Below are 11,388 nucleotides of genomic sequence, written 5' to 3'. Positions count from 1 at the left end.
TTGATATTCAACTGAGGCAATTGTAGGAATCGTTGAAGGTTGCGACGACGACTTTCAAACTGAATCGGTTGAGCAAATAAGGTGGCTAAGCGTTCGATGCTCACGCAACGTTCCCCTGCAATAGGGCGACCAACATTTGCAGAGTTATAAATTGAATCGAACTCCTTATGGGGTGACAGAGGAGCTAGAGAGCAGACTGGATAAGGCTCATCGCCCGTAGTCCTTGCAGGAAAAAGCGGCATTTTTGCGGCTTGAGCAGCATGAATCGCTTGGCCCAATTCGACCACCAATTCATCGGACCAATCCATAGCTGCCTGTACAACCCAATTCAGAAATCGCTACGCCGTTTTTGCGATCGCTTCGGCTCAGGTACTCGTCCAACGTAATGCTGAATCTGCTTGAGGACCATCCGCTTTCTCTGGTTAGTTGCGGGGGTATAAGCTATGGCTACTAACAGGACTAAGGCTTGGAAGCGGTGACCCGTGGCTCGGCAATATTCGAGAAGGCCACCAAACGTTCGATACTCACGCAACGTTCCCGTTGTAACAGGGCAACCAACATTTGTAAGGTCACCCATTGAATCGAACTGAGTTGCGCTTGTAAACAAGCTTAATAGGATGGAGGCAACATTTGATGAATCTGGGGTGAGTCACAGCGTTCACCCCATTTTTTAGGCTGCCTCTATGCCATTTCTGCTACATAGCTTACGTTTCAGCCTCGCTGTCACCCTTAAGGATTAAGGAGGTTTCTGCATAAGAATCTACCCAGGATGTTGGTGCTTTGCCCGCGAAGCGGGCAAAGCACCAACATCCTGGGGTAATTTCATTGTTGGAAATCTCCTAAGAGCCATCGGAATCTTCCAGCGCTACACCGAAGGTGTGTTTGAGCAGGCTGCTGCTGAGATGTATTTGAAGGCGGTTGAAGAGGATAATAAAGAGAAAAGTTAATGATTCAGTTCAGTGGCGGTAAACATGCAGAAATTCAACATCAAAGTTTTAATTCCGCCATTGCAACGTGCTTGTTAGGCATCAGCCTCAGCTAGCCCTTGCTATGCTTCAAGACTTGCCCGTTCATTCAGCATTCTCTCGCTACCGTTCGGGGAGTGCTTGGTACTGCTCCCAGGTAATATCTCGTCCTGGATATACCACGTTCTTGAATGGCCACTCTTTGGAAACCCAGCCTTTCACAGTTGTGAGCAGCCTCTGCTCGAGACCACCCTGAAGTTCAGACTCCCGCGCCCATAAGTAAATATCGGCATCGTAGTCACGCTTGAGCGTGGGATTAATGTAGACGCAGCCGAGTACCCTGTCTTCCGGAGGCGTCACTACGGTATAAGCGAAGGAAGTTCGGCGTTGAAACTCGCGTTGATGCCAGCCAAGCTCGATGAGGTTCTGCTCTAAAGTTAGACCTTCGGGCCATGTCCCGCCTGGATTCAGTCGTCTGAGGTGAGCCGTACTGGTCATGACCGCCTCATAGTCCTTGATAACATCATGAACTGCAATTGCCTAGCAGCACGGCTAACAATGAAGTAGCTTTGAGACAAGAGCAGTCCTGCAAACAGGGCTGGGCAAGCCCTGTTTGGGCAAGACTCGTCAATCGTGGAAAGGCATCCTGCCCGGCCGGCTGCTTGAGCACCCGATTTGAGAGTTCCCGTCAGAGCCGGTCAGCATGGAAATGGGGTTCGATGACGTCGGTCCAGTTGCCGTCGTCATTCCGTCTCCAGTACCAGGACGGCCAAAATCGCTAGGGTTGAAACCCCGAGGTCCTCGGCTAGAATTTGTGTTCACTGCAGAGGAACTTGCCGTCTGGGAAGCCTGTTGTACCTGCCGCAGGTCGTTGAGTAGATCACGCAAATTACGCTGGGGAGGAGCAGGGGTTTCAGCCACTTCTTCAACTGGCTCATCAGATGCTGTCTCTGCCACAGCTTCAACAACCTCTTCAACGGACTCGTCGGGCGTTGTCTCTTCGACAGCTTCTTCAGTAACTTCTTCGATAGGAGCTTCCACACGGGGGATGGGCTCACCTCTGGTTCTGCAACAGACGTTTCTACGGCGCTTCTCCCACTTTGCACAGTTCTCGTCGGGACCTCAACAACAGTAGCCGCGGAGGTCGCCCCCGATTGAGGAGCCCCTCCATGAGAGCCCAAATCAGGAGTAGGAGCGATCGCCGTTTCTTCAGCAAGAGATTCCACAGGCAGTTCTGTCACCACAATGGTAATTTCTTCCTGAGTCATTTCATTGCTGACCACTGGCCGGGCCACCTTAAGAAACAACCCTAATCTATGAATGGTCAGCGATCCCGCCAAGCTATAGGCGATAAACCGTTTGAGGGTAACGGTTTGCTCCTCCCGTTACTGGGCAACCGTGCTTGAGAAGGTGATGCACCCCACCTATTTGTAAGATGCTTATTGAGAATAGTTCCAACTAACCTGTTTATCCTAAAGGTCAAAGGTTTCACTGTCAATTAGGAACCTAGAGATTTGCAGCCCTCAAAATGCCCTGTCAAAGGTGCTTACAACGGAATAGCGCTTTGAGGGGAACATCAAAAATCAATTCTTTCCATAAGGATTGACATCAGTTCCACCACCTACTACTCTCTTTTCTTGAGAAGAGTTTGCAATAATCCAAAAGCCTCATCTCTCTCAACCGTTGATTCGCCTGAATTTTAGCGAGAATCGAAATGCTGATTATTGACCTGTTCTGGGCGGGGGGAGTTGTCATGTGGCCCCTACTGGGGTTTTCTGTGGTGGCGATCGCCCTGATTGTGGAGCGACTCGTTTTTTGGACGCGCATTAATCGCCGCCAACGGCGCATCGTGCGAGATGTGCTGCGAACCTACCCCCACGACTTCCAGGCGACCCTGCTGAAACTGAAGCAGAATATTGATTTGCCTGTAGCCCGCATTTTCCTGGAAGCCATGGAAGTGGAACATTTCCCTCCCCACGCCTTTCAATTGACCCTGGAAGGTGCCACCCAGGCCGAATTACCCCTGCTACGGCGGTTTAACACCATTTTTGACACGATTACAACAACGGCTCCTTTGCTCGGATTACTGGGTACCGTGTTGGGTTTGATTCGCTCCTTTGCCTCACTAAACCTGGGTAGCGTCGGTTCTGAGAGTGCGATGCAGGTGACGGGGGGGATCAGTGAAGCCCTGGTCTCGACAGCAGCAGGATTGGTTGTGGCTGTATTTACCTTGTTCTTTGCCAATGTCTTTCGTGGGTTCTATCGACGACAAATTGCCGCCCTGCGGGAATATGGCACGCAGCTAGAAGTCTTACATATGGGCCGCCACGAAGGATTTCAAGCGGCTCTTGCAACGGTGGAGTAAGTCATGAATATCCCAGACGAATTTGAGAAAACTCCGCAGATCAATATCGTGCCGATGATTGACGTCATCTTTGCCATTTTGACGTTTTTTATCATGGCATCGTTGTTCCTAAGTCGTTCTGAAGGGTTGCCGGTTAACTTGCCAAAGGCATCTACGGCACGATCCCAACAGCAAAGCAAAATTGCTATCACCATCAATGAATCGGGGCAAATCTCTCTCAATCGCTGGACGGTTGCCCTGAATGAGTTGGTGTCTCAAATTCAAACACTGACGGGTACACGGGGTTGCTGATTCTCAATCAACGAACTCTGATGAAGTGCGCTTCTGGTTAGCCGGATCCCTGGCAGGACGGGATATAGAGATTTTGAATATTGTGTTGCTCTATGCGGTCATTGGTTTACTGCTAGCCTTTGGCTTGGGCAAGCCAATGACAACCCTAGCCTTGGGAGAAGATGTTGCCTGCGGGTTGGAATTACGTACAGGATGGATTCGGGGATTAGTGGCGATCGCCGTTGTTCTCCTGGCTGGCAGTTCCATAGCTCTGGCAGGCCCCATCGGATTTGTTGTCCCAACGATGACGGTCTCACCTTACAGCACCTTCAGCAACTCCCCTACATACAACCGTAATCCCTGCCGTGCGAACGTTTACCCTAATATGGCTTGGTCAGCTTGTTTCCACCCTTGGCAGCTACATGACTGGGTTCGCCCTCCTGGTGTGGGCGTGGGAACTGACAGGTTCTGCCACTGCTCTGGCTCTCGTTGGTTTCTTTTTTCAACTCCCACGCATTCCCATAACGTTTCTTTCAGGGTTCCTGGTTGATCGCCTTAATCGTAAACATTTGATGATTCTAGGTGATGCGATCGCTGCACTCTCAACCCTTGCTATTGGTCTTCTCTATCTCACAGGCCACTTACACATCTGGCATCTGTATCTGTTCACAGCTATTAATGGTGGGTTTGGACAGATTCAACAGTTGGCGTATTCAACGTCAATTGCTTTGATGGTGCCTCCCCAACACTACACGCGCGCTAATAGCATGAATTCCGCCGTCCATTACGGTTCTACCATTCTCGCTCCTGCCCTTGCAGGAACAACTTATCCCATCATCGGTTTGCATGGAATCCTGCTCATCGATCTAATCACCTTTGGGCTCGCAATCGCCCTTCTTCTGGCTACTCCTGTTCCACAACCGCAGCCACAAACTGACTCAGCACCTATCTGCCATACCCTTACCTTTGGCTTCCGCTACGTCTGGCAACATCCCAGCCTCAAAGCCCTTCTTCTAATTACCGCGCTGTTCTGGTTTGTCCATGATTTTGGCAGTGCTCTTTACGATCCTATGATTCTGGCGCGAAGCCAGGGAAGCACTCAAGTATTAGGAGGCGTAGCTTCTGCTGCTGGTGTGGGAGGTGTGACGGGAGCTATTCTCCTGAGCGTCTATAGCAGGCCAAAGCGCCGAATTCATGGCCTCCTAGTGGGATTTATTGGTGCAGGAGTGAGCAAGACTATTTTTGGGTTAGGGCGATCGCCAACTATCTGGATTCCTGCGCAATTTTGCTCCTCGCTGCATTTCCCGCTGTTAGGTAGTTCTGAAACGGCCCTCTGGATGGAAAGGATTAGCCCTGAGATGCAGGGACGCGTATTTGCGGCCAATGCGTTGGTCGTACAGGTTATGAGTGCGATCGCAGCTCTTATAGCTGGCCCTCTGAGCGATCGCGTTTTTGAACCCTTCCTACAATCCAACAATCCCCTGTCAAATCTGATTGCTTCCATAATGGGTGAGCCAGGAGCAGGCATTGCGACCCTGTACTTACTGAGTTCAATCGGATTAATCGGCATTGGTCTCAGTGGCTATACCTCAAAGTCACTCAAGTCATTACAGGAGATGGAGTTAGCCAAAAAGATGTGAATACACTCTTAAAGCAAAAGAGCTAACAGTAGTTGTCTTAAAACCAATTCTTATTACGGATTTTGGGTAGTTCATTCAGGACCATTGCTTCTACCTGTGCAAAGTGGGGATAGAGCCAGGAGTTCTCACTTTTCTTCAATAAGGAATTTTTAATTGAAACAGGGAGTTCATTAGAACAAAAGAGTTTACTTAAGTTCAATTGCCTGCTTTACTGAGAATTAATATCAATTAATAAGTCAGGGCCAACTTGCATTGAACGAAGGATTCAGCAGGTGATCGAGCCTTAGTGATTTGTGTGCAAAAGTGTGAGGCATTAATGGAGAAAACGCTGAAATTTCTTACTGGTTTGCCATTCTTAGGGATAGCTGTACTACTCGTACAGCCAGTTCAAGCGCAAGAATTATTAGTTTCGGAAGCTCGGGCAATAGATGCCCTTCTAATTGAGAGAAATACTCAAGAAGCTTCTAGTCTTGATGAATTGGAACCGTCTACTTCTACTGTTGTAGAATGGCTTGCTCAATTGCAAGTTGAGATCACGGGCTTTCAGCTTAATTCGACTGAAAACGGCTTAGAACTGGTCTTAACTACCGTTGGAGGAGAATTACCAACCATTGCAACTTCCGTTATTGGTAATGCTTTAATCGCTGATATTCCAAATGCAGTGCTGTCCCTACCGGAGGGTAACGAAGTTCAAGAGATTGCCCCTGCTGAAGGGATTGCGCTGCTCGCGGTGAACCAAAGGGGTGATAGTGTACGTATTGCAATTACGGGAACAGATGCGCCTCCGACCGCCGAAATTCAATCCGATGCAGGGTCAATTTTTCTCAGCATTGCTACGGGAACAGCAACAGTCACAGACACGCCAGAAGGGCTACAAATCACCGTTGTCGGTGAACAAGATAGTGGATACTACACTCCAGAAGCAACAACAGCGACACGCACTGATGCCCCATTGCGAGATATTCCTGCATCTATCCAAGTCATTCCACGGCAGGTTCTTGAAGATCAAGCAATTGTAGAATACCGGGATGCATTACAAAATGCAGGTGGGATTACTCGGGACGGACAATATGGCGGAACAGATGCAGGTTCTATCATTATTCGTGGCTTTTCGCAGGATAACAACTTTAGAAATGGTTTTCGCAACAACGATTTCTACTCAATTACTGAAACAGCCAATATTGACCGTATTGAAGTACTCCGAGGCCCAGCTTCAGTACTGTATGGATTAACTCAACCGGGTGGCATTGTTAATATCGTTACTGAACAACCCCTGAGCGAACCTTCTTACTCATTCGAGTTCACAGGAGGACAGTTTAGTTTTTACCGCCCTGAGATTGATCTCTCTGGCCCTCTTACTGAAGACGGCAGCCTACTCTATCGGTTAAACCTGGCATATCAAAATTCTGGTAGCTTCCGAGATTTTGTGAATACCGAACGGGTTTTTGTTGCGCCAGTTTTGCAATGGAATATTAGCAACGATACATCTATCACCTTGGAAGGCGAGTATCTTTACAACGATCCTGTATTTGATCGCGGAATTCCTGCCTTAAGTGATGGTTCTCTCGTTGTCCCAAGGGATCGCTTTCTCGGCTATCCCTCCCTGGATGAGTATTATCAGGAGCAGTTCAGAATTGGCTATCGGCTGGAACACCAATTTAATGAGAATTGGCAACTCCGCAATGCATTGTCTATCTTTTCTGATTGGCAAGGTGGCGCACGGACTGATAACAGCAGCGGTTTAGTGGACGATCGCTTCATTCAGCGAGAATTGCGCGACGACGAATTCATTCGGGAAAATTATGGCCTGCAAACAGAAGTCATCGGTGAGTTTGCCACAGGCACAATTGATCACGAAGTTTTATTTGGAGTAGAGTTAAACCGCAATACAAGTGTTTATGTCGAACGTAATGCGCTAGTTCCACTCATCGATATCTTTGACCCAGATTATGATGTGACAGCTCCGGACCTTGAACCAGGCTATTATCAGAACATTCGTACAGATAATTTAGGGTTCTATCTGCAAGATCAGCTTGATTTGGCTGAAGACCTGCATCTGTTAGTAGGGGGTCGCTTAGACTTTGTTGAGCAAGATCAAAACATCGCCGGAAGTATCACTGAACAACCGGACACGGCATTCAGTCCACGCATAGGAGTTGTCTATCAGCCAATCGAACCCCTCTCGCTCTACGCCAGTTTTAGTCGTTCTTTTTTCCCAACTGTAGGGCGTTCCGCTAATGGAGAGGCCTTTGATCCAGAACGAGGCACACAGTTTGAGGTTGGCATGAGAGCCGACTTGAGCGATGCCCTTTCGTTAACGTTAGCAGCCTATCATTTAACCAAGACTAATGTTTTAACCATTGACCCCGACGACACAGATTTTCAAGTTCAAGTCGGTGAACAGCGTAGCCAGGGCATCGAGTTGAATGCTATCGGTGAGATTTTGCCGGGATGGAATGTTATTGCTTCCTATGCTTATACGGATGCAGAGGTAACCGAAGATAATACGATTCCTGAAGGAACTCCTTTTGCTAATGTGGCAGAACATACAGCAAGCTTATGGACAACCTACGAAATTCAATCCGGTGCTCTTGAAGGGTTTGGCTTCGGGCTGGGGTTATTTTATGTAGACGATCGCCCTGGGTATGACTTTGATCCTGAAGATTTTGAGTTGCCCAGCTACTTCCGCACGGATGCAGCCCTTTATTACCGTCGTGACAATTGGAGAGCACAGGTTAATATTGGCAACTTATTCGACATTGAGTACTATGACACGGCTCAAACGTCCGAAATTGTGTATCCAGGTGAGCCGTTCAACATAAGGGCATCCATTTCCTATACGTTCTAACGATTCATCTTTGAGGGCAAGTGGGATGATTCAATTCAATCGATGGCTAGTGCGATCGCTCCTCGCCCTGAGCGCATTTCTGCTCATTACAGCGTGTCAGGATACGGTGTCCAACCTACCATCCACTCCATTAGCAACCCTACAATCTGACACGGGTTGCCGGATGGTAACGCACGAACTGGGAGAAACGCAGGTGTGTGGGAAACCACAGCGCATTGCTGCCCTGAGCCCTCACATTCTTGATTCCATCCTTGCTCTTGGAGTACAGCCGCTTGCCTATGCCGAGGTTATGGCTTTGCCACTCAACATTTTTGATCGCCCTCATGAGCAAATTCCTTATTTGGGCGATCGCGTCACCACTCAACCCGTAAACTTAGGCGATCGGCAGTCTCCCTCGTTAGAAAAACTACTTCTGCTTAAACCCGATTTAATTCTGGGGGAAAGCTGGAACAACGAAGGAATTTATCCTCTTCTGTCTCAAATTGCGCCAACCTTATTGTTTAGCGACATCAAAGGCGATCACCAATCCTGGAAAAATGATATTTCAGGCATTGCGGAGGCAGTTGATCAAGAATCCCAGGTTGAGAAACTATTTGCAAAGCAACAACAAACGATTGAGAAAACTAGAGCTAAGCTTGCATCCATACTAGCAACTCATCCTAAAGTACTGATTCTTTCAGTGGATGCAACACTAAACAACATCATGATTCATGCAGATAGTACAGCAGGAGCATTACTGAAAGAACTGGGTTTTGAGTTAGTTTCTTCCCAAGCTATTCCGGGTGGGGATTCCGGAACAATTCCTATTTCAGTTGAAATTGTGCCTACTCTTAATGCAGATCATATCATCGTTATGGCATGGGATCCATCTAACATTTATCGTCCTCAAGACCATCTGAAAACCGCATGGGAAAAAAATCCCATTCTACAAGCTCACCCAGCATCTAAGATGGGCCGAGTTTATTTTGTAGATTATCAGCTCTGGGGTAGCGTTACCCGTGGCCCTATTACTGATCAGCTGATTTTAGAAACTCTGCCTGAATTATTAGTAGCGCAGCCTAATTAAACTTGCGACACAACCGTCCAGTGAGCAACCAGACGAGTAGCGACGAGTGGCGGAACAACGGCATCCTCCTCACCTTGGATGACGAGCAGCGGCATCTGCCGCGCGCGATCGCCCATCTGTGACCCCGCCTGGCGTGCAGGGTAGTCCGGTATGGAGCCGGGGTCGTCCGGGTTCACATGGTTCAACCCGTACTCACCCCCCCACAACCGATGTCACCGTTGCAAAAACATCAGGGTAGGTCGCAGCGGGAATAACGGCGGCACCCGCACCCGGCGAGCTACCAGCAACATACACTTGGGCTGGGTCTGCGTTGTACTCCTCGACCACCTGCCGGGCAACACCGGCGAGAAGTGCAGGTTCTCCGCTGTAGCGGTGCTGCTCCCGTGGGTCAGTCGAGTTCCAGCAGTTGATCATGTTGCGAAACATCCGTTGCGTTGGGTAGACGACGATGAAGCCTTCGCTGTCACCCAAGCAGTTGAACTGCGCCGTAGACTTCATCGAGTTCCATCCGTAACCCGTCATCCCGCAGCAGTGAATTCCCATCATCACTGGCAGTTGAGTCGTGCCATCAAACTGAGGCGGAAGGTGAACCTGGTAACGCAGAGAACCGACATCGCTTTTGTACAGATGATTGTGGTCTCCTTCCTGCATCCACCAGGGGAGTCCGAACTGAAAAACCGCAGTGACAATACCAACAGTGGCTATGACTGTGACGAGGATGCTGGAGGTGGTCCAGAGCGATCGCCATTGCTTAAAAGGAAGGCCTGACCGCAACCGATCGGATTTGATCACCTTTATCAGGTTTCGTTCTCGCAGGCGAGGAGAGAAAAAAAATTATGATAATCGATTTCTTTTATGCCGTGTTGCTGCTTTCATCCTTGACCTTGGTTTTGATCACGAAAGCCTTTAATTCGGCCATCTTGCCGTCGCGAAAACACCAGACGTCGCAGTACGAGTAATGAGCCGCTTTCCCGTCTTCGTCCTTGATTGTGAGGTCGCCGAGTGCAGTAACGAAATCCCCCTCAGCGATCAAGTTCGCAACGATATTCAAAGGTGGTTCCACATACTCCGTTGCCATCCATTGGCGAACGGCTGCTTTTCCTTTCAGGGTTCTGTCGCCGACAAATGTCCATTCCGTGTCGTCAGTACAGAACGACAAGAATCCTTCATAGTTGCCTTGGGCGATCGCTGCGTTTGCCGCTTCTAAGATGGCTTTGTTGTTGTTTGGCATCTAAATTCCTCCTTTGTTCAAGTGGACACTTTAACGGGGCCGTCTTTGCTGCCACTGATGCAAAACTCATGGAACAATTGCAGTAACGCGGATTTCAATCCGCATCGTTGGAAGTCCAAGAGCTGCAACTCCTACCTGTGTCCAAATTGGGGCATGGCTTGGCATGTAATGACGAAATAGCCTGACCATCACATCGTTAACCTCCGGGGGAAACCCGCCAACATGGTAAGAATTGACGTGGACAACATGCTCCCAACCCGCACCAGCAGTTGCCAAGGTTCGCTCTACATTCCGAAACGCTTGAGTAATCTCGTCTGCAAGCGATTCGGGAATTTGCAGATTGTCATCCCAGCCACCTTGACCTGATGTCTCAACGCGATCGCCAATTTTTACTGCTTGCGAGTAATGCAATTCACTCAGCATGTATTCTCCATAACCGGGAGTGACAAAAAACTTGGGCTTATTCATGGTGTTCCTTGTTTTAATTTAGACACTAATGTTCAGAATTCACTTGCCGTGTAATCACAATGATTTCTGCAAACAGTAAGACAATTATTAGCCGCGAAAACGCTTGTAAAATGGCTTACATTGCCCAGTTTTGACTCTGAACCTCCCAGATTATCCAGTATCAGACACGCACACATTGAAAGCAATTAATTGTGACGCCTTAAATGCCAGGATGAGTGAGTACATCCATAAGCGGCATAACGTTCCCGCTCACCGGACGCAGATCACCTTTGCCTGTGATCAACAACCTATATTTGTTCTGGTGCAGAGGGTTTGCTAGCTAGTTTTTGTTGCATCGAACATCGAACTTCATGAGTTCAACGCCTTTTCAATACGACGATCGGGAATGAGCCACAGAACTGCAACCAGAACGTATAATGCACCTAAGTACCGGACAAAAGCTTGCAAAGATTGAGTAGGAGAGGGTTTCATGAGAATTACCACATTCATCCACGAAACCCTCATGAACCAGATTACTCTAATCCGAAAAACATTG

General features: G+C 48.5%; 12 protein-coding genes and 4 pseudogenes. 7 read left to right on the top strand and 9 right to left on the bottom strand.

Annotated elements, in window-relative coordinates; genetic code table 11:
- From NDI52_RS33700 to NDI52_RS33685, 4 genes and pseudogenes are all read right to left on the bottom strand, one after another.
- Positions 1-169, bottom strand: a pseudogene (locus NDI52_RS33700) (transposase); the annotation flags it as partial.
- A gap of 159 nt (positions 170-328) precedes the next feature.
- Positions 329-577, bottom strand: coding sequence for a hypothetical protein (locus tag NDI52_RS33695; RefSeq protein WP_348257105.1), 249 nt, complete (start codon positions 575-577; stop codon positions 329-331).
- Between the two features lie 511 nt (positions 578-1,088).
- A complete protein-coding gene (locus NDI52_RS33690) occupies positions 1,089-1,463 on the bottom strand; it encodes a GNAT family N-acetyltransferase (protein ID WP_348257104.1) in 375 nt (124 codons plus the stop codon).
- 129 nt (positions 1,464-1,592) lie between these two features.
- On the bottom strand, positions 1,593-2,006 hold the full coding sequence (locus NDI52_RS33685; RefSeq protein WP_348257103.1) for a hypothetical protein: 414 nt from the start codon (positions 2,004-2,006) through the stop codon (positions 1,593-1,595).
- A 673-nt stretch (positions 2,007-2,679) separates the two neighbouring features.
- On the opposite strand from NDI52_RS33685, the gene NDI52_RS33680 reads away from it, so the two are divergent.
- The 7 genes and pseudogenes from NDI52_RS33680 to NDI52_RS33650 all read left to right on the top strand — a co-directional run bounded on the left by NDI52_RS33680 (position 2,680) and on the right by NDI52_RS33650 (position 9,154).
- The gene (locus tag NDI52_RS33680) at positions 2,680-3,330 is read left to right on the top strand and encodes a MotA/TolQ/ExbB proton channel family protein (RefSeq protein ID WP_190774729.1); all 651 of its coding nucleotides are present in this window, start codon (positions 2,680-2,682) and stop codon (positions 3,328-3,330) included.
- Between the two features lie 3 nt (positions 3,331-3,333).
- Positions 3,334-3,600, top strand: a pseudogene (locus tag NDI52_RS33675) (biopolymer transporter ExbD); the annotation flags it as partial.
- Between the two features lie 46 nt (positions 3,601-3,646).
- Positions 3,647-3,835: pseudogene (locus NDI52_RS33670) on the top strand (iron chelate uptake ABC transporter family permease subunit); the annotation flags it as partial.
- A complete protein-coding gene (locus NDI52_RS33665) occupies positions 3,814-3,957 on the top strand; it encodes a hypothetical protein (protein WP_348257106.1) in 144 nt (47 codons plus the stop codon). The pseudogene NDI52_RS33670 and the gene NDI52_RS33665, both read left to right, overlap by 22 nt.
- A gap of 8 nt (positions 3,958-3,965) precedes the next feature.
- The gene (locus NDI52_RS33660; protein WP_348257102.1) at positions 3,966-5,240 is read left to right on the top strand and encodes an MFS transporter; all 1,275 of its coding nucleotides are present in this window, start codon (positions 3,966-3,968) and stop codon (positions 5,238-5,240) included.
- 295 nt (positions 5,241-5,535) lie between these two features.
- Positions 5,536-8,088, top strand: coding sequence for a TonB-dependent siderophore receptor (locus NDI52_RS33655; RefSeq protein WP_348257101.1), 2,553 nt, complete (start codon positions 5,536-5,538; stop codon positions 8,086-8,088).
- A 25-nt stretch (positions 8,089-8,113) separates the two neighbouring features.
- Positions 8,114-9,154 carry an ABC transporter substrate-binding protein gene (locus tag NDI52_RS33650; RefSeq protein WP_348257100.1) on the top strand — a complete coding sequence of 347 codons (1,041 nt, stop codon included), beginning with the start codon at positions 8,114-8,116 and terminating at the stop codon, positions 9,152-9,154.
- Here NDI52_RS33650 and NDI52_RS33645 read toward each other — a convergent pair.
- From NDI52_RS33645 to NDI52_RS33625, 5 genes and pseudogenes are all read right to left on the bottom strand, one after another.
- A complete protein-coding gene (locus tag NDI52_RS33645) occupies positions 9,151-9,360 on the bottom strand; it encodes a hypothetical protein (protein ID WP_348257099.1) in 210 nt (69 codons plus the stop codon). The genes NDI52_RS33650 and NDI52_RS33645 overlap by 4 nt on opposite strands.
- Complete coding sequence (locus NDI52_RS33640) at positions 9,347-9,946, bottom strand: PHB depolymerase family esterase (RefSeq protein WP_348257098.1); 600 nt, start codon at positions 9,944-9,946, stop codon at positions 9,347-9,349. The genes NDI52_RS33645 and NDI52_RS33640 overlap by 14 nt, the downstream gene beginning before the upstream one ends.
- A 61-nt stretch (positions 9,947-10,007) precedes the next feature.
- Positions 10,008-10,385, bottom strand: a complete 378-nt coding sequence (locus NDI52_RS33635) for a nuclear transport factor 2 family protein (protein WP_348257097.1) — start codon at positions 10,383-10,385, stop codon at positions 10,008-10,010.
- 66 nt (positions 10,386-10,451) lie between these two features.
- A complete protein-coding gene (locus NDI52_RS33630) occupies positions 10,452-10,853 on the bottom strand; it encodes a RidA family protein (protein ID WP_348257096.1) in 402 nt (133 codons plus the stop codon).
- A 348-nt stretch (positions 10,854-11,201) separates the two neighbouring features.
- A pseudogene (locus NDI52_RS33625) lies at positions 11,202-11,388 on the bottom strand (hypothetical protein); the annotation flags it as partial.

Source organism: Leptolyngbya sp. PL-A3 (assembly GCF_039962325.1).
Classification (GTDB): domain Bacteria; phylum Cyanobacteriota; class Cyanobacteriia; order Elainellales; family Elainellaceae; genus Vacuolonema.
The sequence above is the reverse complement of the archived record's forward strand: the minus strand, read 5'-3'. Positions and strand labels throughout refer to the sequence as shown.

Excerpts from the sequence above, each read along its gene's own strand:
- NDI52_RS33630 (WP_348257096.1), bottom strand. The coding sequence starts at position 10,853 with ATGAATAAGCCCAAGTTTTTTGTCACTCCCGGTTATGGAGAATACATG.
- NDI52_RS33650 (WP_348257100.1), top strand. The coding sequence starts at position 8,114 with ATGATTCAATTCAATCGATGGCTAGTGCGATCGCTCCTCGCCCTGAGC.
- NDI52_RS33635 (WP_348257097.1), bottom strand. The coding sequence starts at position 10,385 with ATGCCAAACAACAACAAAGCCATCTTAGAAGCGGCAAACGCAGCGATC.
- NDI52_RS33690 (WP_348257104.1), bottom strand. The coding sequence starts at position 1,463 with ATGACCAGTACGGCTCACCTCAGACGACTGAATCCAGGCGGGACATGG.
- NDI52_RS33680 (WP_190774729.1), top strand. The coding sequence starts at position 2,680 with ATGCTGATTATTGACCTGTTCTGGGCGGGGGGAGTTGTCATGTGGCCC.
- NDI52_RS33695 (WP_348257105.1), bottom strand. The coding sequence starts at position 577 with ATGGGTGACCTTACAAATGTTGGTTGCCCTGTTACAACGGGAACGTTG.
- NDI52_RS33665 (WP_348257106.1), top strand. The coding sequence starts at position 3,814 with ATGGATTCGGGGATTAGTGGCGATCGCCGTTGTTCTCCTGGCTGGCAG.